Consider the following 22,526-nt stretch of genomic DNA (forward strand, 5'->3'; position numbering starts at 1 on the left):
CTATGCAGCGTTATTCAGGCTTCGGCCTTTTCAAGCACTCCCTCAGCCATCATGAAAACTGGCAGCGCATGTGGCGCACACCCGCGCCCAAGCCGGTCTATGACGTGGTCATCGTGGGCGGCGGCGGACATGGCCTGGCAACGGCCTATTACTTGGCCAAGGAGCACGGCATCACTAACGTCGCCGTGGTGGAAAAAGGCTGGCTGGGCGGTGGCAACACCGCGCGCAACACCACCATCGTGCGCTCCAACTACCTGTGGGACGAATCGGCACACCTGTACGAGCATGCCATGAAGCTCTGGGAAGGCCTTTCCCAAGACCTGAACTACAACGTGATGTTCTCCCAGCGGGGCGTCTACAACCTTTGTCATACCCTGCAAGACATGCGTGACTCCGAGCGCCGCGTGAGCGCCAACCGCCTCAATGGGGTGGACGGGGAATTGCTGAATGCCCAGCAGGTGGCCGATGAAATTCCCTACCTGGATTGCTCGAAGAATACTCGCTACCCAATCATGGGCGCCACCGTGCAACGGCGCGGCGGCGTTGCCCGCCACGACGCGGTAGCCTGGGGCTTCGCCCGGGCGGCCGACGCCCTGGGCGTGGACCTGATTCAGCAAACCGAGGTCACGGGTTTCCGCAAGGAAAACGGCGCCGTGGTAGGCGTGGAAACCAACCGTGGTTTCATCGGCGCCAAGCGGGTAGGGGTGGTCACCGCCGGCAACTCCGGCTACATGGCTGGCCTGGCGGGGTTCCGTCTGCCGCTGGAGTCTCATCCGCTACAGGCGCTGGTGTCCGAGCCGCTCAAGCCGATCATCGACAGCGTGATCATGAGCAACGCCGTACACGGTTACATCAGCCAGTCCGACAAGGGCGACCTGGTGATAGGCGCCGGTATCGATAGCTGGGTCGGCTATGGTCAGCGTGGTTCTTATCCTGTGATCGAGCATACCCTGCAGGCCATCGTCGAGATGTTCCCGATCCTTTCCCGAGTGCGCATGAACCGGCAATGGGGCGGCATCGTCGATACCACCCCTGATGCCTGCCCGATCATCAGCAAAACTCCGATCAAGAACCTCTTCTTCAATTGCGGCTGGGGCACCGGCGGCTTCAAGGCCACCCCGGGTTCAGGAAATGTCTTCGCCGCCAGCCTGGCCAAGGGCGAAATGCATCCGCTGGCCAAGCCCTTCTCCATCGAGCGCTTCTACAACGGCGCCCTTATCGACGAACACGGCGCCGCCGCCGTCGCCCACTGACCGGAGCCTCATCATGCTGCACATCTTCTGTCCGTACTGCGGCGAAACCCGTTCCGAAGAGGAGTTCCAGGTCGCCGGCCAAGCGCATATCGCCCGCCCTTTGGACCCCGGCGCCTGTAGCGACGAGGAGTGGGGCATCTACATGTTCTTCCGTGACAACGTGCGTGGCATCCACCACGAACTTTGGAACCACGCGGCCGGTTGCCGCCGCTACTTCAACATGAGCCGCGACACCCTTACCTACGAGATCTACGAAACCTACCCGATCGGGGCCAAGCCCCAGGTCACTCAGAAGCCCGTGGCGCAAGCCCCGGGCCAGGCGCGCGTGCAAGGGGAAAAGGTATGAGCCAGGTCAATCGCCTGTCCCACGGCGGCCGTGTCGACCGCAACAAACGCATCGAATTCACCTTCAACGGCCAGCGCTACCTCGGCTTTGAAGGCGATACGCTCGCCTCCGCCCTGCTGGCCAACGGCGTGGACGTGATCGGGCGTAGCTTCAAGTATTCCAGGCCACGAGGCATCGTCGCCGCTGGCAGCGAAGAGCCCAATGCCGTGCTGCAACTGGGCGCTACCGAAGCGACGCAGATCCCCAACGTGCGTGCTACCCAGCAGGCCCTCTATCCGGGCCTGGTGGCTAGCAGCACCAATGGCTGGCCCAATGTCAACAATGACATGATGGGCATCCTCGGCAAGGTGGGCGGCAAGCTCATGCCGCCGGGGTTCTACTACAAGACCTTCATGTATCCGCAGTCCTTCTGGATGACTTACGAAAAGTACATCCGCAAGGCCGCTGGGCTGGGCCGTTCCCCGTTGGAGAACGACCCCGATACCTATGACTACATGAACCAGCATTGTGATGTGCTGGTGGTAGGCGCGGGCCCTGCCGGCCTGGCGGCAGCCCTGGCGGCGGCCCGTAGTGGCGCGCGGGTGATCCTGGCCGACGAGCAGGAAGAATTCGGCGGCAGCCTGCTGGATACCCGGGAAACCCTGGACGGTCGCCCCGCCGGGGAATGGGTCGCTCGTGTACTGGCTGAGCTGGGCGGGCTGAGCGAGGTCACCTTGCTGCCGCGCGCCACTGTGAATGGTTATCACGACCATAACTTCCTGACCATCCATCAGCGCCTTACCGACCACCTCGGCGACCGCGCGCCGATAGGCCAGGTGCGCCAGCGGGTACACCGGGTCCGCGCCGGGCGCGTCGTGCTCGCCACCGGGGCCCACGAACGGCCCTTGGTGTATGGCAATAACGACCTGCCGGGCAACATGCTGGCCGGCGCCATCTCCACCTATGTGCGTCGGTATGGCGTAGCTCCGGGCAAGCGGCTGGTGCTTAGCACCAACAACGATCACGCTTACCGGGCCGCGCTGGATTGGCTGGAGGCGGGCTTGCAAGTCGTGGCCGTCGCGGATGCTCGGCCCAACCCACGTGGCGCGCTGGTCGATGAGGCCCGTGCCCAGGGCGTGCCTGTGCTGACCAGTAGCGCAGTCATCGAAACTCGGGGTACGCGCCGGGTCACCGGCGCCCGGGTAGCTGCCATCGATCCTCGCGCCATGAAAGTCACCAGCCCGGGGGAATGGCTGGACTGTGACCTGGTCGGCAGCTCCGGGGGCTACAGCCCGGTGGTGCATCTGGCATCTCACCTGGGCGGCCGGCCAGTGTGGCGTGAAGATATTCTCGGCTTCGTGCCGGGCGAGGCGCCGCAGAAGCGCGTCTGCGTGGGCGGAATCAACGGCGTCTACAGCCTGGGTGATGCCCTGGCCGATGGCTTCGAGGGCGGCGCTCGTGCCGCGGCCGAGACCGGCTTCAAGATCGTCGAGGGCGTGCTGCCCAAGACCGTGAGCCGGGCCGAGGAACCGGCCCTGGCGCTGTTCCAGGTACCCCACGACAAGACCACCGCGCGTGCCCCCAAGCAATTCGTGGACCAACAAAACGATGTCACCGCCGCCGCCATCGAACTGGCCACACGCGAAGGCTTCGAGTCGGTGGAGCACGTCAAGCGGTATACCGCGCTGGGCTTCGGTACCGACCAGGGCAAGCTGGGCAACATCAACGGCCTGGCCATCGCCGCCCGTTCGCGGGGCATTTCCATTCCGGAGATGGGCACCACCATGTTCCGCCCCAACTACACGCCCGTGACCTTTGGCGCGGTAGCGGGGCGCAATTGTGGCCACTTGTTCGACGCCGTGCGCTTTACCGCCTTGCATGCCTGGCATGTCAGGCAGGGCGCTGAGTTCGAGGACGTGGGCCAGTGGAAACGGCCTTGGTATTTCCCTCGTCGAGGCGAGGATCTGCATAGCGCCGTGGCGCGTGAATGCAAGGCCGTGCGCGAAAGCGTGGGCCTGCTGGACGCCTCGACCCTGGGCAAGATCGATATCCAGGGGCCGGACGCCCGGGAATTCCTCAACCGCGTCTATACCAACGCCTGGACCAAGCTGGACGTGGGCAAAGCGCGTTATGGCCTCATGTGCAAGGAAGACGGCATGGTCTTCGACGACGGGGTGACTGCCTGCCTGGCCGACAACCACTTCCTGATGACCACCACCACCGGCGGCGCCGCGCGGGTGTTGCAGTGGCTGGAGCTGTACCACCAGACTGAATGGCCCGAATTGAAGGTGTATTTCACCTCAGTCACCGATCACTGGGCGACCCTGACTCTTTCCGGCCCCAACAGCCGCAAGCTGCTAAGCCAGGTGACTGACATCGACCTGGACAAAGACACCTTCCCATTCATGACCTGGAAGGAGGGCAAGGTGGCGGGCGTACCGGCGCGAGTATTCCGGATTTCCTTCACCGGCGAGCTTTCCTACGAGGTGAACGTACAGGCGGACTATGCCATGGGCGTGCTCGAAGCCATTGCCGAAGCGGGCAAGGCCTACAACCTCACGCCATACGGCACCGAAACCATGCACGTGCTGCGAGCCGAGAAGGGGTTCATCATTGTGGGTCAGGACACCGATGCCTCCATGACGCCTGACGACCTCAACATGGGCTGGTGCGTCGGTCGGACCAAACCGTTCTCCTGGATCGGCTGGCGCGGCATGAACCGTGAAGACTGCGTTCGCGAAGACCGCAAGCAACTGGTAGGGCTCAAGCCGGTGGACCCGAACCGTGTATTGCCGGAAGGCGCGCAACTGGTATTCGACCCCAGACAACCCATTCCCATGGACATGGTCGGCCACGTGACTTCCAGCTACATGAGCAGCACCTTGGGCCGTTCCTTCGCCATGGCGGTGGTCAAGGGCGGGCTCAAGCGCATGGGGCAGAAGGTGTGGGCACCCTTGGCCGACGGCCGCTCCATCGAGGCGGAGATCTGCGGTTCGGTATTCGTTGACCCTAAAGGTGAGCGGCAAAACGTATGAGCCACCACTCCTTAACGGAAGGCCTTTGAAATGAGCACAGTCAACGTATATGCCCAGCGACCTGAAGAGACGGCCAAGGCCGAGTCGCCACTGCACCATGCCGACCTCCCCAGCCTGGTGGGCAAGGGCCGTGCAGGTGCTGGTGTAACGCTGCGGGAAAAAAAGCTGCTGGGGCACCTTAGCTTGCGCGGCGATGCCAAGGACCCGGCCTTCGCCGCAGGCGTGCACAAGGCCCTGGGCCTGGAGCTGCCCATGGCGCTGAACGTGGTAGGGAGCGGCGAAACCACGCTGCAATGGATGGGCCCGGATGAGTGGTTGCTGATCTGCCCGCGTGGCGAGGAGTATGCCCTGGAGCAGCGCTTGCGCGAGGCTCTGGCGGGGCTGCACATCCAGGTCGTCAATGTGAGCGGTGGGCAGACAGTGCTAGAGCTGAGCGGACCGAATGTGCGCCAGGTGCTGATGAAATCGACCAGCTATGACGTGCATCCGAACAATTTCCCAGTGGGCAAGGGCGTGGGCACGGTATTCGCCAAGTCGCAGCTCAATATCCGGCGCATGGGCGAAGACACCTGGGAGCTGGTGATACGACGTAGTTTCGCCGATTACTGGTGGCTCTGGCTGCAGGACGCAAGCGCGGAATATGGATTGGCGGTCGTGGACTAATCTGTTCGCGTCGGAGCCAGGGTCCGCTGGCGAATTCGGAAGCCTTGCTGCCCGTTCGCCGGCAGGCCCTGCCCACAGCTCCACCCTACATTCGGAGAGCCCCATGAGCCGCAACCCCGACACCTGGATTCTCGCGGCCGATTGCCCCAGCCGCCTCGGCACAGTGGACGCCGTGACCCGCTACCTGTTCGAGCAAGGCTGCTATGTAACGGAGCATCACTCTTTCGATGACCGCCTCTCGACGCGCTTTTTCATCCGTATCGAGTTCCGCCAGCCCGCCGGCTTCGACGAAGCAGGCTTCCGCGCCGGCCTGGCGGAGCGAGTAGGCGGCTTCGACATGAACATCGAGCTGACCGCGCCCGGTTACCGCCCCAAGGTAGTGATCATGGTGTCCAAGGCGGACCACTGCCTGAACGACCTGCTCTATCGTCAGCGCATCGGCCAGCTGAACATGGACGTGACGGCGGTGATATCCAATCATCCCGACCTGGAGCCCCTGGCCCGTTGGCACGGCATTGCCTACCATCATTTCCCGCTGGACCCGGCTGACAAACCTGCCCAGGAGCGGAAGGTGCTCGATGTGATCGAGGCCACTGGCGCCGAACTGGTGATCCTTGCCCGGTACATGCAAGTGCTCTCGCCAGAGCTATGCCGCCGACTCGATGGCTGGGCCATCAACATCCATCACTCCCTGCTACCTGGTTTCAAGGGTGCCAAGCCCTACCACCAGGCCTACAACAAGGGTGTGAAGCTGGTGGGCGCCACTGCCCACTACATCAACAACGATCTGGACGAAGGGCCAATCATAACCCAGGGCGTCGAGGCTGTGGATCATGCCCACTACCCCGAAGACCTGGTGGCCAAGGGGCGGGACATCGAGTGCCTCACCCTGGCCCGGGCCGTGGGTTATCACATCGAGCGGCGGGTGTTCCTGAACGCAAACCGCACGGTAGTGCTTTAGAAACGGCTGCAAGCCGTAAGCGGCACGAAGCTCGCGTGCATAGCCGTCTCCTGCAGCTTGCTGCGTGAAGCTTGGGGCTCAAAAAAACAACAAGAGCGAGGTAAAACAAGCATGGCTGACAATCGTGGCGTTGTGTACCTGGGAACCGGCAAGGTCGAAGTCCAGCCCATCGCCTACCCGAAGATGCAAGACCCCCGCGGCCGCAAGATCGAGCATGGCGTGATCCTGCGAGTCGTTTCCACCAACATCTGCGGCTCGGACCAGCACATGGTGCGCGGACGCACTACCGCCCAGGTGGGCCTGGTACTGGGCCACGAAATCACCGGCGAGGTGATCGAGAAGGGCAGCGACGTGGAGCATCTGCAAATCGGTGACCTGGTGTCGGTACCCTTCAATGTGGCCTGTGGTCGTTGCCGCTCCTGCAAGGAGCAACACACGGGCGTATGCCTGACGGTAAACCCGGCCCGTGCCGGCGGTGCCTACGGCTATGTGGACATGGGCGACTGGACTGGAGGGCAGGCTGAATATGTGTTGGTGCCTTACGCGGACTTCAACCTGCTCAAGCTGCCCAACCGCGACAAGGCCATGGAAAAGATTCGTGACCTCACTTGCCTCTCGGACATCCTGCCCACCGGCTATCATGGCGCGGTGACGGCTGGCGTCGGGCCAGGTAGCTCGGTGTATGTGGCTGGCGCTGGCCCGGTAGGCCTGGCGGCCGCTGCCTCGGCCCGGCTACTGGGTGCCGCGGTGGTGATCGTCGGCGACGTGAACCCTACGCGCCTTGCTCACGCCAAGGCTCAAGGTTTCGAGGTCGCCGACCTGTCTCAGGACACACCGCTGCACGAACAGATCGCCAATCTCCTGGGCGAGCCGGAAGTGGATTGTGCCGTGGACGCGGTCGGCTTCGAAGCCCGCGGCCATGGCCACGCCGGCGCGCAACAGGAAGCGCCCGCCACGGTACTCAACTCGCTGATGCAGATCACCCGCGTGGCCGGGAAAATCGGCATCCCCGGCCTGTACGTCACCGAAGACCCCGGCGCCCACGACGCCGCCGCCAAGCTGGGCAGCCTGAGCATCCGCTTCGGCCTGGGCTGGGCCAAGTCCCACAGCCTGCACACCGGGCAGACTCCGGTCATGAAATACAACCGGCAACTGATGCAAGCCATCATGTGGGACCGAATCAATATTGCCGAGGTGGTCGGCGTGCAGGTGATCAGCCTGGATCAGGCGCCCCAGGGCTATGGCGAATTCGATGCGGGGGTACCGAAGAAATTCGTGATCGACCCGCATGGATTGTTCAGCGCGGCATGATAAAAACGGAAGCGCGACGCTGCGGCGCGCTTCCGTTTCGCCTAACGGTATAAGGTCTTGAGATGGAATATTGCGCTCCATATCCGTGAACGAAGGTTGTTCCTGAATGGCGTCTTAACTTCTTATTCGGCCTTAATAGGGGGCGGCCGATTCAAGCTTGAAAATAACTGCCCAGTGTAAGTGAAACCCGCTGTCGGTATGTAAAGGTCGCGGCAGCCTCGCCCGTTTACGCCAGACCAACCTTGGTTGCCGGCAAAGGCTACCAGGGTGGCGACAATACCCTTCCCAGTACCACAGTGAGCCGTCAAGAAGTGTCATGATCGCGATACTGGAAAACCCCGATAAAACTTTCCTGATATTTGGTCAGGTTTACAGCATAGGGTTCCCTGAATGAGACTGTATAAGTTGCATCGCTGTAAAACTAAAATTCGAGGACAATGTCTTGGGGTCTCAAAATTCCTTTCGATCAATAAAGACTGACTGGTTGATGAGCGGGTCTCATTCACTGCCGGGTGGGCGCATGACCCCCTTCGGGGCGCACTTTCGGGACTTGATGCAATCGACCTACTACAAAGGCAAAAAATTCGAAGTACCACAGTCGGGACTTGTGGTCGGGCGTGGTTATCGAGCCTACCTTTCTTCTCTTGGCCGTTTCATTCAGCCCGACGTGCTTTCGCCTTTCGGGCATGGCGGCCGCAATGCTTATGGCTATTGCCTGAGTGATCCTGTCAACAGGATCGACCCCAGCGGCGCGGCCTCCATAGCGAAACTCTTTAGGCGGTTGCTCGGGCGTGGCGTCAGGAAATCACGCGGGGGCTCCAAGGTTTCCAGGGATACTAGCGTCAAGGGGCTGCGTAACGGATACCCGCAACACTTGGAAGCTGAGTACAACCTGTTCGCAGAAAACTATAGGCAAGATCCTCGGCGTATTATCACCACGACGCCAGACGTTGTGCGACTCGATACAGGTGTTGAATACAAGTTTGTCTTTGCCGACGATCGACTCATTGTGTCCCCCAGCGGGGCCAAGGGTGGCCAGCGCTATATATCCCACGCGGTCGTGGCGGAGCTTATGCCTGGCGCACCGGTCGAGAGCGCTGGAATGCTGAGTAAAGGATCGCTTGGCGAAATACTCCTGACCAATCACTCGGGGCATTTTCGCCCTGATGCCATGAGGCTGGAGCGGCCGGCTCGCTACCTCGAAGGTCTGGGTTTCGACGTCGCCCGACAGGCCATCCATTAGTGTTTATCGAGGCGACTCTGCAGCGCGGCTGGTAGGCGCGGTGCTATTGGAGCAGAACAGCCGTGCCTGCGAAGGCGATATATACGGTTGGAGGTTTACGAGGTCGTCAACGACAGTCCACGGGCCAAGCTATCGGCCGTGGCCGACCAAACGGCAAACTTGGTGGCCAGAGCCATCACGAGTTGCACTACTCCCCTCGGGACATGATTGGAAAGCACCGTGTCCACGAAAGGCTCTGTATCGCCCTTGCATGACTCAAGGGCGACTAGAACGGGCTTCGAGGGCGCCCTATGGCTAGGTGTCAGTCTTCGATGCGGTATGCCTGGGTAGCAGTCGACTAACCTTTACCAGCGGTCGTTCGGGTGCATCGCCAGCTACGACGTGTCAAGCATTGCAAGGGCTACCCGGTAGGGAAGACGGAACGCTGAATTATTGCTCGGGGCGTAACAGTCTTTCTTCCTGTACAGGTGAGCCAATTTGTCGCAGCTGAACGGCCGGTTTTGGTACTATTGGAAAACGAACTGGTTGGTTAATAAGCATTGTTGACCTGGGGCTGAGTGTTTGCTCGATGCAGCCGATTCGGTCGAAGAATGAAGAAATCAAGGTATAGGGTTGATGACTACTGAAAATCGTGCGGCAGGCCCGCGAAATCTGCTTCTGGGAGCCTTGGGCGTGATCATCGCGCTTCTGGGCCTGTTCCTTGGGGCGGGGGGTGTTTACCTGACGACCTTGGGCGGGAGCTGGTACTTTTTACTGATGGGGCTGGCCATGATCGTGGCCGGCCTGTTGATCGCCCGGCGTGATCCTCGGGGCGCCTGGATATATGCCGCAGCATTTGTGTTGACTGGCTTTTGGGCAGTATGGGACGCGGGCTGGGAATACTGGCCGCTGGTCTCGCGTGTATTGACCTTCGCCGTGATCGCGCTGGTAGTGGCATTGGCGTACCCCAGCCTCAAGCGCGCCGCTGGTCAGCCCGGCGGCCGCGCGGCTTACGGTATTGCCGGTGTGCTGGCAGTAGGCGTGGTCGCTACCTTGGTGGCGATGTTCTCGCCAAAAAATGTTCTGGTGGCCAGCGAAACCGCGCCTCCGGTGCAACCTGTGGCGCCAGGCAGTGAGCAGAAGAACTGGGAGCACTGGGGCAATACCACGCACGGCAACCGTTTCGCCGCGCTGGATCAGATTACCCGGGAGAACGTGAGCAAACTGCAAGTCGCCTGGACCTTCCACACCGGCGACATTCCGCAAAGTACAGGCGCGGGCGCCGAAGACCAGAACACGCCTCTGCAAATCGGCGATACCGTCTACGCCTGCACCGCCTACGGCAAGGTATTCGCCCTGGACGCCGATACCGGTACGCAGAAATGGACCTTCGATCCCAAGGGCAGCGCGCCTAACTGGCAGCGCTGCCGTGGCCTGGGATACCACGACGACGCCGAGGCCTCCGCCACCGCTGTCATGGATGTGGCCGTTGCGTCAGCGGCTTCGATACCGGCCGCGGCCTGTCGAAAGCGACTTTTCCTGCCCACCGGCGATGCTCGTCTGGTGGCCCTCGACGCCGATACCGGCAAGCCCTGCGAAGACTTCGGCGACCACGGCGTGGTCGATCTGAAAGTAGACATGGGTGAGGTCAAGCCCGGCTTCTACCAGCAAACCTCTACGCCACTCGTAGCGGGTGACAAGGTCATCGTAGGTGGCCGAGTAGCGGACAACTGGTCCACTGGCGAGCCGCCGGGGGTGGTCCGTGCCTATGACGTGCACAGCGGCGAACTGGCCTGGGCCTTCGATCCGGGCAACCCGGACACCACCAAGCGTCCGCCTGCCGGTCAGACCTACACTCCCGGCACGCCGAACGTATGGTCGGCCATGGCCTATGACGCCAAGCTCGGCCTGGTGTACCTGCCCACTGGCAACGCCACGCCGGACTTCTTCGGCGGCACTCGCACGGCGCAGGACGACAAGTACAGTTCCTCGATCGTGGCGGTGGAAGTGGGCACTGGCCGGGTGCGCTGGCACTTCCAGACCACCCACCACGACCTCTGGGACTTCGACCTGCCGGCCCAGCCGCTGCTCTACGATGTGCCCAACGATCACGGCGGTACCGATCCGGCACTGGTGCAGGTAACCAAGCAGGGCATGATCTTCATGCTCAACCGGGAAACCGGCGTGCCGCTGGCGAAGGTGGAAGAACGTCCGGTACCTCAAGGCAACCTGGAAGGCGAACGTTATTCGCCGACTCAGCCGTTCTCGGTGGAGCTGCCGAACATTGGCAACCAGACCCTTGCCGAAGCGGACATGTGGGGCGCGACACCTTTCGACCAATTGCTGTGCCGCATCAGCTTCAAGGGCATGCGCCATGAAGGCGTCTACACGCCGCCAGGGCTGGATCACGCGCTGCAATTCCCAGGCTCCCTGGGTGGCATGAACTGGGGCAGCGTGTCGGTGGACCCGACCACGAACTATATGTTCGTGAACGACATGCGCCTGGGCCTGGCCAACTACATGATCAAGCGCGAGAACATGCCGAAGAACTCCAACGGCATCGAAATGGGCGTAGTGCCTCAAGTGGGCACTCCCTATGGCGCCATGCGTCAGCGCTTCCTCTCGGCTGTAGGCATCCCTTGCCAGAAGCCGCCGTTCGGGACCATGTCGGCGATCGATCTGAAAACCAAGAAAATGGTTTGGCAGGTGCCGGTGGGCACCGTCCAGGACACCGGCCCGCTGGGTATCCGCATGCATATGCCGATCCCGATTGGCATGCCTACCTTGGGCGGCTCCCTGGCTACTCAGTCCGGGCTTGTGTTCTTCGCCGGCACCCAGGACTTCTACCTGCGCGCCTATGATTCGCGCACGGGTAACGAAGTTTGGAAGGCTCGCCTGCCAGTAGGTAGTCAGTCCGGCCCCATGACCTATGTATCGCCGAAAACCGGCAAGCAGTACGTGCTGCTGACCGTGGGCGGCGCGCGCCAGTCCCCGGACCGTGGAGATATGGTGATGGCGTTCGCTTTGCCAGATCGGGACTGATCCCGCTTCGATCGGAAGGCGGGCTTGGCTCTGCCTTCCTTTATCGAGGCCGGAGGTTGAACCCTTTGGCCCAGTCGCGTCCAATAAGGGTCTTCCGTATGTGTTTCAGGAGCAGTACCCGATGCGTATCTCACCCAGCCTGCTGGCGTTTTCCCTTGCTCTGGTAGCCGGCCAGGCCATGGCCTTCAACCTCAATGACGCGGTGAATGCCGCCGCTACCCTGCAGAACGGCAAGCAGAACGGCGCGCCTGTGGCTGCCGCGGCACCGGCGGCGGGGTTGTTGAATACGCTGGGTACCCAACTGAACATCACGCCGGAGCAGGCCATTGGCGGTACCGGGGCGATGCTGGGCCTGGCGAAGAATCAACTACCCGCCGCCCAATACAAGGAGCTTAGCAAGTCGGTTCCGGGCCTGGACAAGCTCTCCGGCAACAATGCCCTGGGCGGGCTGGTGGGCTTGAGTGGCTTGATGGGCAAGTCGGATAGCCAGAAAGCCAACGCGCTGAACAATGCCCTGACGAACGTCAAGACCGCCCAGGACATGAACAGCGCCTTCACCCAGCTGGGCATGAACAGCACTATGGTCAGCCAGTTCGCGCCCATCATTCTTCAGTATCTGGGCCAGCAGGGCGCCAACGGCTCGGCGCTGTCCAGCCTGGCCTCCCTGTGGGGTGCCAAGCCCTAAGCATGCCGCAACCTTGGCGCTTCGATACAGGTGTCTTTCTCTACGGAACGGGCCTTTCGAGGAACTCACTGTAGTCACCGCTGGCGCTTGTACGGCTTGCAAGCCTCGTTGGTGATTTCTGCATCCTTTACACAGTGGTAAGAGGCCCTGTCTTCCAAGCACGGGTCGGTTCAAGAAGAAGGCGGTTTGAACGCTGCCTTCCCTGATCAGAGTCAGGAAACACTATCGGTACTCATTCGGCACCGCCCGCCGGTGGTTAACCATTGGCCCAGGTTCCCTCCATGGGCCTGGCCACTCCGGAAACAGGTGGTTCACCTTCCGAGCTCGCCTTTCGTAATAAGTGCGTGAGACACGTAAGTCCTTACTCAAGTCTTTGAGCATCTCCTGTTTTCTGAAAGCTCGATCAGTCAACTGTAAAAAGTTGTTCCCAGTGCGGAGGGAGTCGACATCAGTCCAGGCATCGGCGCTGAATTTCATGGTCGTTTTGAAGATCAGCTTAGCGTTGGCTTCGTCGGCGACAACCAGCGTTCGACCATTACTGGCGTTTCTGATCGTTACAGGAAACTGAGTATCAAACTTTGGGGTTTTCTTGAATAATCTGAGTAGTTTTGGAAGTGGAGCGGCGCCGCTTATATCCTGCTGGTTGACAGGCTCACCCATGCAGAATGCGTAGCTGTTCAGCCCTCCTGCCGCGAACGGACTCAGAGAATCCGACTTGGCGAACCGCATGAGCGTAGGCAGATAATGCCGATAGCCATGGCCTAGAAGGTAACCATGGAGATTCGGCTCGTTCAGCTGCCCATGTAAGCCTGAGTTGCCAGAGCCCCAGGGTAGCGCCGCACCAAACGGCATGTAGCTTCGTCTGGAGCTTCCAGCCTGAAGGATGGTATGCAATGAGTCTGAAGCCAGCAGTCTCATATCTTTGCCTCGGTTGAACAAAGCTCGAACGTACGCCGCTTTGCAAACCTTGAGTACCTGACAGGACAGGTAGATGCGCGAAAGCAAACCCTCTATGTCCGCTTGGCTCTTTTATTCCTGTCGCCGCCCATAGGAACGCCTGGGCCCTAGCCGTGCCGCGCCCGTAGCGCTTCGATGCGGGCATCCTTTTCCGCCCACAACTCGTTCACCCAGGCCTGCACCTGCTGACGGAAGGCGGGGTCGTTCTCATAGTCGCCCTGGATAAGGGCCGGGTCGATGGCGCGGGCGCGGATGTCCACGATCACTTTGTTCACCCGGCCGCAGAGCAGGTCCCAGAATCCGGGAATGCGTTGGCTGGGATAGACCACGGTCACGTCCAGCAACTGATTCAGCTGGGCGCCCATGGCGGCGAGCACGAAAGCCACGCCGCCAGCCTTCGGCTTGAGCAAATGACGGAAGGGCGAGGCCTGCTGGTCATGCTTGGCCTGGGTGAAGCGAGTGCCTTCCAGGTAGTTCACCACGGTTACCGGCTGGCGCTTGTATAGCTCACATGCCTTGCGAGTGATCTCCAGGTCCTTGCCACGCAGGTGTGGGTGCTTGTCCAGGAATGCCTTGCTGTAGCGCTTCATGAAAGGGTAGTCCAGCGCCCACCAGGCCAGGCCCAGCAGCGGTACCCAGATCAGTTCTTTCTTGAGGAAAAACTTGAAGAAGGGCGCGCGGCGGTTGAACGCCTGGATCAGTGCCGGAATGTCCACCCACGACTGGTGATTGCTCACCACCAGGTAGGACGCGTCCACATGCAGCGCTTCCAGGCCACGAATGTCCCAGCGAGTAGGCGTGCACAGGGCGAAGATGGCCTTGTCGATCTCCGCCCAGGTTTCGGCGATCCACATCACCCCACGAGACGCCCTGTCGCGCATGCGGGGCGGTGTCACCAATTTCACCAATGCAAGCACTGTCAACGGGCCGATGAATACCAGGGTATTGATGAGCAGCAGCGAAGCGGTGAGGCAGCCATTGAGCAGGCGAAGCATGAACGCACTCGTATATGAAAGGAGGCCGACATCATAATGGGGTGTCGCGGCTGCGCCAAATGCATCCGACTGAGCGGGACTTCACGAAAGTTTTACTTTTTCTTCTTCCACTTGCCCTTACCTTAGCTTTTGCCGAACTTATAGTCGCGCAACGCTCTAATTTTTCGCGCCCCCTAAGGAATACGTCCGTGAAAGCCGTGCTTGCCCTGTTGTCGCTGTTATCGCTACCGGCCTTGGCCGCCGAACCTACCCTGTATGGCCGCTACGAATACTTCAAGCTGCCAGAGCTGGGCCAGACGCTCAAAGCCAAGATGGATACCGGAGCGCTCACGGCTTCGCTGTCAGCGCGCAATATCGAAACCTTCATCCGCAACGGCGAAGACTGGGTACGCTTCCAGCTTGCCACCAAGGACTCGGACGGCAAGGTGTACGAGCACAAGGTTTCCCGTACGAGCCGAATCAAAAGCCGTGCTGATGAAAACGATGGGGACGAAGAGGGGGTCGAGGTTGCTCATCGCCCCGTAATCGACTTGGAAATGTGCCTGGGCGATGTCAAGCAGACTATCGAGGTGAACCTCACCGACCGTAGCAGCTTCAACTATCCCCTGCTGATTGGCGCCAAGGGCTTGCGCGAGTTCGGCGCGGCGGTGAATCCGGCGCGGCGCTATGTCGCCGGCCAGCCTGAATGCTAGCCGTAGGTATCGGGATTGGTAAGGAGTATCGCCTGAGGCCCGCCTGGTCGCGATACGAGGCCAACTGACGCCGGTTGTAGGTATCGCTTGTGAAACAGGGCTTTTTCAGGTTGGCAAGCGCAGGGCTATGCTGCACCTTATGCAGCCTGTCGCGCCCGCCGGCTTGGCCAAGGCGCGCGTCAGACCTGTTTTGCAAGTAACGGATGGCGAGCCCGATGTCAGACCTGGATATCCTCAGCGACGAGGAGCGCGAGGCCCTTAATGAGATTTTGCTGGTGCCCAGGTTGGCGCCTCCGGGCGTGCTCATTGTGGACGATGATGCTGATGCCCGTGAGTTGCTGGCGCAGATTCTGGCCTTGCATGGGGTGCAGGCTTCGACTGCGAGCGATGCCCAATCGGCCTTCGAGCTGCTGATGAGCGACCGTACCCTAGGCTTGCTGGTTACAGACCTACGCATGGCGCCCGCCTCGGGATTGGACCTTGTACGCCGGATACGCGAGTCAGAGCGAGCGGCGCTGCCTATCATCATCGTTTCAGGCGACGCTGGTGTAAAAGATGCGATCGAGGCCATGCACTTGAGCGTCGTAGACTTTCTCCTGAAACCCATTGATCCCTATCAGCTCATTACCCTGGTTAGGCGCGAGCTGGGTATGAACTGACGTCCGAATAAAAACTCCATTCTTCAGATCTTTTTTGCATAGCCTGCTTTCAAAAAACCTAGTCCCTGGATTGCATTTATCGGCGAATTTTAATGCATATCAAGCCAACTGATAGCTTTTTGGCGTTTCTCCAAGTCTTGGATTCCTTCCTCAAGCGTATTGAAGCGCATCGGCTTGTTACATAACACGCAACACACCATTGCAAGACATGTCACCTGCCTGATATCTATGCCCCCGCAAAAATTAGAAACACATGGGGAGCACCAAATGACTGTAACCACCAAGACTCGGCTGAGCGCATTGGCCGTGGGCGCTGGGTTGTGCCTGCCAACGCTGGCCCTCGCCGATTTCATCAAGGACAGCAAGGCTACGCTGTCGATGCGCAACTTCTACTTCAATAACGATTACCGGGAACAAACCTCAAGCGCGGGCAGCAAGCTGGCCGAGTGGGGGCAAGGGTTCGTTCTCGACTATAAATCCGGCTTCACCGACGGGACCCTAGGCTTCGGCCTGGATGCCCAGGCGCTCCTGGGCCTGACCCTGGACAGTGGCAGCGGCCGTCACCAGGGCAGCACCATGATTCCTTCGGAGTCCAATGGTGACGCGGTAGACCAGTGGAGCCACGCGGGTGTGACCGGCAAGGTGCGCCTGTCCAAGACCGAGCTGCGCTACGGCAACCTGCAGCCCAAGCTGCCGATCCTGGTGTCCAACGACGGTCGCCTGCTGCCGCAGACCTTCGAAGGCGGCATGATCACCTCCAATGAAATCGACGGCCTCAAGCTGACGGCTGGTCGCCTTGAACATGTGGTGGGTCGTGCCTCCACCAACCGTACCGGCATGGCGGTATCGGGTGGCACCCAGGAGAGCAACGAGTTCTGGTTCGGTGGTGCCGACTACACGATCAATGACCAGCTGACCGCCCAGTACTACTACGCCAACCTGGAAGATTATTACAAGCAGCACTTCGCGGGCCTGGTGCACGTTTACCCGATCAGCAAGGACCAGTCCTTCAAGACTGACCTGCGTTACTTCAAGACCGACGCCGATGGCGCCAACGACTCGGCCGGTGGCCGTGCCGCGGGCTACAAGGTGGGTGGGTACAGCAATGGCACCAACGGCAAGATCGACAACGACACCTGGAGCGCCATCTTCACCTACGCTCTGGGCGGTCACTCCTTCACCGCCGGTTATCAGAGCGTTTCCGATAACAGCAACTTCGTTCAGTTGAACCAGAGCGGCCTGGTCAACGAAGGCGCTGGCGGTGCTAGCCTCTACCTGTTCACCGACCGTCTGATTTCCACCTTCACCCGGGCTGGTGAACAAACGCGCTTCGGTCAGTATGCCTACAACTTCAGCCAGGTTGGCATCCCGGGGCTGACCGCTTCGGTCACCTACCTCAAGGGCACCGGGATCGAAGCCACCAGCGGTAGCGATACCAAAGAGTGGGAACGTGACATCGCGGTGGACTACGTGGTCCAGAGCGGCACCTTCAAAGGTGTCGGCTTCGGCTGGCGTAACGGGATGCTGCGCACCAACGTCAGCGGTGACTACGACCAGGACCAGAATCGCCTGATCGTCAGCTACAGCTTGCCGTTGCTGTAATCCGCCTAGCCTGCAGGAGCCAGCGAAGCGGGCGAGCTTGCGATTGCCGCGCCGCTTCGCCAGTTGGCGCTGGCTCCTATAGGTTCAGACGGTGCTGGACGAACCCATGGCAGCCTTGTACTGGCGGCGCCGACGATGCAGCACCGGCTCGGTGTAGCCATTGGGCTGTCGCGCGCCTTCGAGCACCAGTTCCAGCGCGGCCTGGAACGCGATATTGCTGCCGAACGCCGGTGCCATGGGCCGGTAGGCCGGGTCCGAGGCGTTCTGACGGTCCACTACCAGTGCCATGCGCTCGAGGCTCTCCACCACCTGGGCCTGGCTCACCACGCCATGGCGCAACCAGTTCGCCAGAAGCTGGCTGGAGATCCGCAGGGTGGCGCGGTCTTCCATCAACCCTACATCGTGGATGTCCGGCACCTTGGAGCAACCCACGCCCTGGTCTATCCAGCGCACCACGTAGCCAAGAATGCCTTGGGCGTTGTTATCCAGTTCCTGGCGGATCGCTTCCTCGCTCCAGTTGGCCTCCGGCGCCACCGGGATGCGCAGGATGTCATCCAGCCGGGCGGGCTCGCGGTTCGCCAGTTCGGCCTGACGGGCGAATACGTCCACCTGGTGATAGTGCAAGGCGTGCAAGGTCGCGGCGGTAGGCGAGGGTACCCAGGCGGTGTTGGCGCCCGATTGCGGATGGGCGACCTTCTGTTCCAGCATGGCGGCCATCAAGTCCGGCATGGCCCACATCCCTTTGCCGATCTGAGCACGGCCTCGCAGGCCGCATGCCAGGCCGACATCCACGTTCCGGTTCTCGTAGGCGGCGATCCACGGCTGGGCCTTCATCTCGGCCTTGCGTACCATGGGGCCGGCCTCCATGGAGGTGTGGATTTCATCCCCGGTACGGTCCAGGAAGCCGGTATTGATGAATACCACGCGCTCGCGCGCTGCCTGGATACAAGCCTCGAGGTTCACCGTGGTGCGCCTTTCCTCGTCCATGATGCCCATTTTCAAGGTATTGGCCGCAAGCCCCAACACGCTTTCGACCCGGGCGAACAGTTCGTTGGCGAAGGCCACTTCATCCGGGCCGTGCATCTTCGGCTTGACGATGTACACCGAGCCTGTGCGGCTGTTGCGCCGACTGCCGTTGCCGCGCAGGTCGTGCAGCGCCGCCAGGCTGGTGAAGAGCGCGTCCAGTATGCCTTCCGGCACTTCATGGCCGTTCTGGTCCAGTACGGCGTCGCTGGTCATAAGGTGGCCCACATTGCGCACAAAGAGCAGCGAGCGGCCATGCAGGGTCAACGACTCGCCATTGGGCGTTGAATAGACGCGGTCCGGATTGAGGGTCCGGGTGAACACCTTGCCCTGCTTGTTCACCGGCTCGGCCAGGTCGCCCTTCATCAGCCCAAGCCAGTTGCGGTACACCAGTACCTTGTCGTCGGCATCCACCGCGGCGACCGAATCTTCGCAGTCCATGATGGTGGTGAGGGCCGACTCCATCAGCACGTCCTTCATGCCCGCCGGGTCGGTGCGACCGATCGGGCTGCTGGCGTCGAGCTGAATCTCGAAATGCAAACGGTTATGTTCGAGCAACACCGCCTGCGGTGCCTGCGGCGCCCCTTGATAGCCGACGAACTGGGCGGGATTGCCCAGCGCGGCTTTTTGCCCGTTCGTCAGGGTTATGCGCAGCGTGCCATCTTCGACGGAGTAAGCGGTGGCCTGGGCATGAGAACCTTCTGTCAAAGGCGCCGCCTGGTCCAGGAAGGCCTTGGCGAAGGCAACCACCTTGGCGCCTCGTGCCGGGTTGTAGTCCTTGCCGCGCTCCGCGCCCTGCGCCTCGCTGATGGCATCGGTGCCGTAGAGCGCATCGTAGAGCGAACCCCAGCGCGCGTTGCAGGCGTTCAATGCGAAGCGCGCATTCATCACCGGCACCACCAGCTGGGGGCCAGCGATGCGGGCGATTTCGTCATCCACATTCGCGGTGGTCACGGTGAATTCCGCTGGCGTCTGCGCCAGGTAACCGATGTCCTGCAGGAAGGCCTTGTACGCCATGGCGTCGTGTGGCTGGCCCTGGCGGGCCTGATGCCAGGCGTCCAGGCGGGCTTGAAGCGCGTCGCGCCGGGCAAGCAGGTCACGATTGCGCGGGGCCAAGGCCTCGATCACCTCGGCCGCGCCAGCCCAGAACGCCTGCGCGTCCAGGCCGCTGCCGGGAATGACCTCGTCATTGACGAAATCGCGCAGTACCTGGGCTACCTGCAAGTTGCCTACTTGGACATACTCGGTCATTGCCTGCCTCACTCAAGGTGTCGCGTGGAGGGACCCACTCGGTTATGTAGTGGTTTTTCACGGATACTACATGAGCCTTCGCATTAGGCAAAATGAGACTGAGCGGTCACCGCGAATTCGTGCCGAGCGCAGCCGGTAGGCGGGGCTTGCCTATACTGCAGAGCCAAACCCAAGGGAGAGCCGCCGTGGAACAACTGGTGTTGACTGTACTGGCCCCGGATAAAGCCGGCCAGGTCGAAAGCATCGCCGAGTGTGTCGCCGCACACCAGGGTAACTGGCTGGAAAGCCAGATGGCGCGCATGGGCGGCCACTTTGCCGGTATCTTGCGGATCGAAGTTCCTGCCAGCCAGAAGGCGATGCTGACAGAGGCGCTCGGGCGGTTGAAAGAGCGAGGCATCGGGGTGTTGAGCGAACCTACCGCGTCGCTGGAAACGGGGCGTTGGAAGCCGGTCGACCTTAGCCTTACCGCCAACGACCGGCCGGGCATCGTGCGTGATATCTCTCGGTTGCTGGCTGGGCTGGGCGTAAATGTGGAGCGCTTATCCACAGCGGTGTGTCCCGCGCCCATGAGCAACGAGACGCTATTCCAGGCCCAAGCGCAACTTGCCGTGCCAGAAGGTCTTGCGCTTGCGGACCTGCAGCGAGCCTTCGAAGCCTTGGCGGACGAATTGCTCGTAGAGCTGAATCTGACGGCAGCCGTTTAGGTTATTCATGGAAAACTTGAACCCAGCTGTGGATAACCTGGGGGGTGAACGCTGCATGTCGCGGTTGGCAAGGTTTGTAGAGAGGTGATCAAAATATGATCAGAAGCATGGGTCTTGTGCACAGCCTGAGTGGACCAGCTTGTGGATAACCCTGGGATGTTCAGCTACAGCCCGCGAATATCGCAGGCTGTAGCAGGTTGTTCGTTTTTTGATCAGCGGTTTTTTCTCAATACTTGCCACACATCCAGGCTATACACCGCCAGAGCTAGCCAGATGAAAGCGAAGGCCATCAGGTTGCCTGTGCTCAGGTGCTCATCATAGAAGCTGACCGCCAGGATCAACACCAGGGTCGGGGCCACGTATTGGAGAAAGCCCAAGGTGGCATAAGGCAGGTCGCGCGCAGCCGCCGTAAAGCACAGCAAAGGCACCAGGGTTACCGGCCCGGCTGCCACCAGCAACCAGGCCACCGAGGTGCTCCAGAATTCAGGCTGGGCCGTGACCGCATCGCCATGCAGCAACAGCCAACCCAGCGCCAGGGGCAACAGCATCCAGGTCTCCACCAATAACCCAGGGAGGGCCGCGACGGGGGCTTGCTTGCGGATCAGGCCATAGAACGCAAAGCTCAGCGCCAAGGCCAGGGATACCCAAGGCAGACTGCCTACCAGCCATAGCTGCTGCACCACGCCAATCACCGCCAGGCCTACGGCGACCCACTGCAGGCGGCGCAGACGCTCCCCTAGCAACAGCATGCCCAGCAGCACATTCACCAAGGGGTTGATGTAATAGCCCAGGCTGGCCTCGAGCATGCGCCCGTTGTTCACCGCCCAGACATACACCAGCCAGTTGCCTGCGATCAGGCTGCCGCTGCACATGAGCACGAGGAACCGTTTCGGGTTATCCACAAGCTGGCGCCACCAGCCAGGGTGTTTCCACACCAACAGGGTCAATACCGCGAAGACCGCGGACCAGAGCACGCGTTGAACGATGATCTCCATCGAAGGCACGCTTTGCAGCAGTTTGAAATAGATCGGGAATACGCCCCAGATTATGTAGGCGGTCAGCCCCAGAACGTAGCCGCGCCGGGGGTTGGCGGTTTGCATGATTAGTCCTTGTCAGGTTCGAAGGGATAGCTTCGCTCAATACAGCCGTAACGGTTCTTCGCCGAGGGCGGCCAATTGTTCGCGCAGCGCCAGTACCTGGTCGCCCCAGTAACGCTCACTGCCGAACCAGGGGAAGCTTCGCGGGAAGGCCGGGTCGTCCCAGCGGCGCGCAAGCCAGGCACTGTAATGCATCAGGCGCAAGGCACGCAGCGGTTCGATGAGCGCCAGCTCCCGGGGGTCGAAGCTGTGGAATTCATTGTAGCCGTCCATGAGCTCGGCCAACTGGGCGAGCCGCTCCTGACGGTCGCCAGCCAGCATCATCCACAGGTCCTGCACTGCCGGGCCGGTGCGGCAATCGTCGAGGTCCACCAGGTGGAAAACTTCGTCGCGGCACATCATGTTGCCAGGGTGGCAGTCGCCATGCAGGCGAATCGATGCGAACGTTGTGCTGGCGAAGGCGGCCTCGACCCGCGCCAATACATCCCTGGCTACGCTGGAGTAGGCCGGCAGCAGACTGGCGGGAATGAAGCCACCGTCCAGGAGAGTAGTCAGCGAGGCGCTGCCGAAGTTATCCACTGTCAGCGCTTCGCGAGCCAGAAAGGGCTTGCTGGCGCCTACCGCATGCAGCCGTCCTAGTAGCTGCCCGAGCCGATACAGTTGATCCAGGTTGCCAGGCTCCGGCGCGCGACCGCCGCGCCGGGGAAAGAGCGCGAAGCGAAACTCGCCATGGGCGAACAGGCTTACACCGTCACGCACCAAGGGCGCAACCACGGGCACCTCGCAGTCGGCCAGTTCAGCGGTGAAGGCATGCTCTTCGAGGATGGCGGCATCGCTCCAGCGGCCGGGCCGGTAAAACTTGGCGATCAAGGGCTCGGTGTCTTCGATGCCGACCTGATACACCCGGTTTTCGTAGCTGTTGAGGGCCGTAACCCGGGCGTCGCACAGGTACCCGATGCTTTCGACAGCATCGAGTACCCGGTCGGGGGTGAGTGTATCGAAGGGGTGAGACATGCCGGCTCCTGGGCGCGTGTGGCTACACATGGTAG

At 61.1% G+C, this 22,526-nt stretch carries 17 protein-coding genes and 2 pseudogenes; 14 read left to right on the top strand and 5 right to left on the bottom strand.

The genetic code is table 11. The features are described from left to right. The first annotated feature begins 2 nt into the window (after positions 1–2). The 10 genes and pseudogenes from ACP691_RS16570 to ACP691_RS16615 all read left to right on the top strand — a co-directional run bounded on the left by ACP691_RS16570 (position 3) and on the right by ACP691_RS16615 (position 12,497). The gene (locus ACP691_RS16570; protein ID WP_426151370.1) at positions 3–1,253 is read left to right on the top strand and encodes a sarcosine oxidase subunit beta family protein; all 1,251 of its coding nucleotides are present in this window, start codon (positions 3–5) and stop codon (positions 1,251–1,253) included. 13 nt (positions 1,254–1,266) lie between these two features. Then, entirely contained in the window at positions 1,267–1,599 is a 333-nt protein-coding gene (locus ACP691_RS16575) for a sarcosine oxidase subunit delta (RefSeq protein ID WP_426151368.1), read from the top strand. Further along, positions 1,596–4,613, top strand: a complete 3,018-nt coding sequence (locus tag ACP691_RS16580; RefSeq protein ID WP_426151366.1) for a sarcosine oxidase subunit alpha — start codon at positions 1,596–1,598, stop codon at positions 4,611–4,613. Before ACP691_RS16575 ends, ACP691_RS16580 begins: the two co-directional genes overlap by 4 nt. A gap of 30 nt (positions 4,614–4,643) precedes the next feature. Then, positions 4,644–5,276 carry a sarcosine oxidase subunit gamma gene (locus ACP691_RS16585; protein ID WP_426151364.1) on the top strand — a complete coding sequence of 211 codons (633 nt, stop codon included), beginning with the start codon at positions 4,644–4,646 and terminating at the stop codon, positions 5,274–5,276. A 103-nt stretch (positions 5,277–5,379) separates the two neighbouring features. Next, positions 5,380–6,237: a formyltetrahydrofolate deformylase gene (purU, locus tag ACP691_RS16590; protein WP_426151362.1), complete on the top strand. Its 858-nt coding sequence runs from the start codon at positions 5,380–5,382 to the stop codon at positions 6,235–6,237. A gap of 111 nt (positions 6,238–6,348) precedes the next feature. Continuing rightward, positions 6,349–7,548 (top strand): formaldehyde dehydrogenase, glutathione-independent, encoded by a 1,200-nt coding sequence (gene fdhA, locus ACP691_RS16595; RefSeq protein ID WP_426151360.1) that lies wholly within the window; start codon positions 6,349–6,351, stop codon positions 7,546–7,548. A gap of 553 nt (positions 7,549–8,101) precedes the next feature. Further along, positions 8,102–8,299 (top strand): annotated as a pseudogene (locus ACP691_RS16600) (RHS repeat-associated core domain-containing protein); the annotation flags it as partial. A 511-nt stretch (positions 8,300–8,810) separates the two neighbouring features. Next, a pseudogene (locus ACP691_RS16605) lies at positions 8,811–8,998 on the top strand (IS256 family transposase); the annotation flags it as partial. 408 nt (positions 8,999–9,406) lie between these two features. After that, on the top strand, positions 9,407–11,812 hold the full coding sequence (locus ACP691_RS16610) for a glucose/quinate/shikimate family membrane-bound PQQ-dependent dehydrogenase (protein ID WP_426151358.1): 2,406 nt from the start codon (positions 9,407–9,409) through the stop codon (positions 11,810–11,812). 121 nt (positions 11,813–11,933) lie between these two features. Then, positions 11,934–12,497 (top strand): DUF2780 domain-containing protein, encoded by a 564-nt coding sequence (locus ACP691_RS16615; RefSeq protein ID WP_426151356.1) that lies wholly within the window; start codon positions 11,934–11,936, stop codon positions 12,495–12,497. 222 nt (positions 12,498–12,719) lie between these two features. Here ACP691_RS16615 and ACP691_RS16620 read toward each other — a convergent pair whose 3' ends face one another. Together ACP691_RS16620 and ACP691_RS16625 are read right to left on the bottom strand one after the other, a co-directional pair. Beyond that, complete coding sequence (locus ACP691_RS16620; protein WP_426151354.1) at positions 12,720–13,415, bottom strand: RHS repeat-associated core domain-containing protein; 696 nt, start codon at positions 13,413–13,415, stop codon at positions 12,720–12,722. A gap of 146 nt (positions 13,416–13,561) precedes the next feature. Then, positions 13,562–14,449, bottom strand: coding sequence for an acyltransferase (locus ACP691_RS16625; protein WP_426151352.1), 888 nt, complete (start codon positions 14,447–14,449; stop codon positions 13,562–13,564). Between the two features lie 188 nt (positions 14,450–14,637). Here ACP691_RS16625 and ACP691_RS16630 point away from each other — a divergent pair, with 188 nt between their 5' ends. The 3 genes from ACP691_RS16630 to ACP691_RS16640 all read left to right on the top strand — a co-directional run bounded on the left by ACP691_RS16630 (position 14,638) and on the right by ACP691_RS16640 (position 17,402). Further along, entirely contained in the window at positions 14,638–15,141 is a 504-nt protein-coding gene (locus ACP691_RS16630) for an ATP-dependent zinc protease (RefSeq protein WP_426151350.1), read from the top strand. Between the two features lie 215 nt (positions 15,142–15,356). Next, the gene (locus tag ACP691_RS16635) at positions 15,357–15,800 is read left to right on the top strand and encodes a response regulator (RefSeq protein ID WP_426151348.1); all 444 of its coding nucleotides are present in this window, start codon (positions 15,357–15,359) and stop codon (positions 15,798–15,800) included. A gap of 267 nt (positions 15,801–16,067) precedes the next feature. Beyond that, a complete protein-coding gene (locus tag ACP691_RS16640; protein ID WP_426151346.1) occupies positions 16,068–17,402 on the top strand; it encodes an OprD family porin in 1,335 nt (444 codons plus the stop codon). Positions 17,403–17,486: 84 nt separating this feature from the next. On the opposite strand, the gene ACP691_RS16645 is transcribed toward ACP691_RS16640, so the two are convergent. Next, positions 17,487–19,676 (bottom strand): malate synthase G, encoded by a 2,190-nt coding sequence (locus ACP691_RS16645; protein ID WP_426151344.1) that lies wholly within the window; start codon positions 19,674–19,676, stop codon positions 17,487–17,489. A gap of 185 nt (positions 19,677–19,861) precedes the next feature. On the opposite strand from ACP691_RS16645, the gene ACP691_RS16650 reads away from it, so the two are divergent. Continuing rightward, complete coding sequence (locus ACP691_RS16650; RefSeq protein ID WP_426151342.1) at positions 19,862–20,380, top strand: glycine cleavage system protein R; 519 nt, start codon at positions 19,862–19,864, stop codon at positions 20,378–20,380. A 212-nt stretch (positions 20,381–20,592) separates the two neighbouring features. Here the strand turns inward: ACP691_RS16650 and rarD are convergent, their stop codons facing one another. Both rarD and ACP691_RS16660 read right to left on the bottom strand, forming a co-directional pair. After that, positions 20,593–21,480 carry an EamA family transporter RarD gene (gene rarD, locus ACP691_RS16655; protein ID WP_426151340.1) on the bottom strand — a complete coding sequence of 296 codons (888 nt, stop codon included), beginning with the start codon at positions 21,478–21,480 and terminating at the stop codon, positions 20,593–20,595. Positions 21,481–21,516: 36 nt separating this feature from the next. Beyond that, on the bottom strand, positions 21,517–22,491 hold the full coding sequence (locus ACP691_RS16660) for a serine/threonine protein kinase (RefSeq protein ID WP_426151338.1): 975 nt from the start codon (positions 22,489–22,491) through the stop codon (positions 21,517–21,519). Positions 22,492–22,526: the final 35 nt, after the last annotated feature.

The organism is Pseudomonas sp. DC3200b2, from assembly GCF_049895785.1.
GTDB classification, from domain to species: domain Bacteria; phylum Pseudomonadota; class Gammaproteobacteria; order Pseudomonadales; family Pseudomonadaceae; genus Aquipseudomonas; species Aquipseudomonas massiliensis.

What these genes read in the sequence shown, in the direction of transcription:
- ACP691_RS16570 (WP_426151370.1), top strand. Translation starts at nt 3, where the DNA reads ATGCAGCGTTATTCAGGCTTCGGCCTTTTCAAGCACTCCCTCAGCCAT.
- ACP691_RS16575 (WP_426151368.1), top strand. Translation starts at nt 1,267, where the DNA reads ATGCTGCACATCTTCTGTCCGTACTGCGGCGAAACCCGTTCCGAAGAG.
- ACP691_RS16580 (WP_426151366.1), top strand. Translation starts at nt 1,596, where the DNA reads ATGAGCCAGGTCAATCGCCTGTCCCACGGCGGCCGTGTCGACCGCAAC.
- ACP691_RS16585 (WP_426151364.1), top strand. Translation starts at nt 4,644, where the DNA reads ATGAGCACAGTCAACGTATATGCCCAGCGACCTGAAGAGACGGCCAAG.
- purU (WP_426151362.1), top strand. Translation starts at nt 5,380, where the DNA reads ATGAGCCGCAACCCCGACACCTGGATTCTCGCGGCCGATTGCCCCAGC.
- fdhA (WP_426151360.1), top strand. Translation starts at nt 6,349, where the DNA reads ATGGCTGACAATCGTGGCGTTGTGTACCTGGGAACCGGCAAGGTCGAA.
- ACP691_RS16610 (WP_426151358.1), top strand. Translation starts at nt 9,407, where the DNA reads ATGACTACTGAAAATCGTGCGGCAGGCCCGCGAAATCTGCTTCTGGGA.
- ACP691_RS16615 (WP_426151356.1), top strand. Translation starts at nt 11,934, where the DNA reads ATGCGTATCTCACCCAGCCTGCTGGCGTTTTCCCTTGCTCTGGTAGCC.
- ACP691_RS16620 (WP_426151354.1), bottom strand. Translation starts at nt 13,415, where the DNA reads ATGAGACTGCTGGCTTCAGACTCATTGCATACCATCCTTCAGGCTGGA.
- ACP691_RS16625 (WP_426151352.1), bottom strand. Translation starts at nt 14,449, where the DNA reads ATGCTTCGCCTGCTCAATGGCTGCCTCACCGCTTCGCTGCTGCTCATC.
- ACP691_RS16635 (WP_426151348.1), top strand. Translation starts at nt 15,357, where the DNA reads ATGTCAGACCTGGATATCCTCAGCGACGAGGAGCGCGAGGCCCTTAAT.
- ACP691_RS16640 (WP_426151346.1), top strand. Translation starts at nt 16,068, where the DNA reads ATGACTGTAACCACCAAGACTCGGCTGAGCGCATTGGCCGTGGGCGCT.
- ACP691_RS16645 (WP_426151344.1), bottom strand. Translation starts at nt 19,676, where the DNA reads ATGACCGAGTATGTCCAAGTAGGCAACTTGCAGGTAGCCCAGGTACTG.
- rarD (WP_426151340.1), bottom strand. Translation starts at nt 21,480, where the DNA reads ATGCAAACCGCCAACCCCCGGCGCGGCTACGTTCTGGGGCTGACCGCC.
- ACP691_RS16660 (WP_426151338.1), bottom strand. Translation starts at nt 22,491, where the DNA reads ATGTCTCACCCCTTCGATACACTCACCCCCGACCGGGTACTCGATGCT.